This window comes from Pseudomonas syringae group sp. J309-1 (genome assembly GCF_032582135.1).
In the GTDB taxonomy this organism is placed as follows: Bacteria; Pseudomonadota; Gammaproteobacteria; order Pseudomonadales; family Pseudomonadaceae; genus Aquipseudomonas; species Aquipseudomonas quasicaspiana.
This window is the reverse complement of record NZ_JAWHNU010000146.1, coordinates 1-550: the sequence shown is the minus strand read 5'-3', so window position 1 is coordinate 550 and position 550 is coordinate 1. Positions and strand designations below refer to the sequence as shown.

Here is a 550-nt window from a genome sequence, read left to right as displayed (position 1 = left end):
GATTCAAAACATCGCCTGACGCCACCGACGAGGCGATCGTTCTGACCGTCCAGGAACTCAATTGGTTACTCGATGGCTTTGACCTCTGGCGCAACCGTCCTCATCAAGTTTTGACACCGCGATTCGTAGCCTGATTCGGTATAATCCAGGGCATGAATTCCTTGCCCGAAAATCTTCCAGATGATCCTGTTCTGCTCAAGCAAATGCTTGGGCAGATGCTCGACGAGCGTCAGTTGGATAAGGGAAAGATTGTTCGGCTAGAAGAGCAGAATGCGCTCTTGCTTCAGCGCCTGTTCGGACGAAAGTCCGAACAAACAGCTGATGCAGCAACGCCGCAACTGGCCCTCTTCAATGAGGTAGAAAGCATCGTCGAGCCAGTCGACGAAGCCTCAGATGAAGAAGCCGTTGCCCCAATAAAGCGCCGCGGCAAACGCAAGCCGCTGCCCGCCGATCTGCCACGTATCGAGATCATCCACGAACTTCCCGAACATGAGCTGACATGCGTCTGCGGCTGCCGCAAGCACACGATTGGCGAAGAAGTCAGCGAGCA

1 pseudogene is annotated in these 550 nt (G+C 54.4%); it reads left to right on the top strand.

The features are described from left to right. Nucleotides 1–152 precede the first annotated feature (152 nt). Nucleotides 153–550: pseudogene (locus RX972_RS29160) on the top strand (IS66 family transposase); the annotation flags it as partial.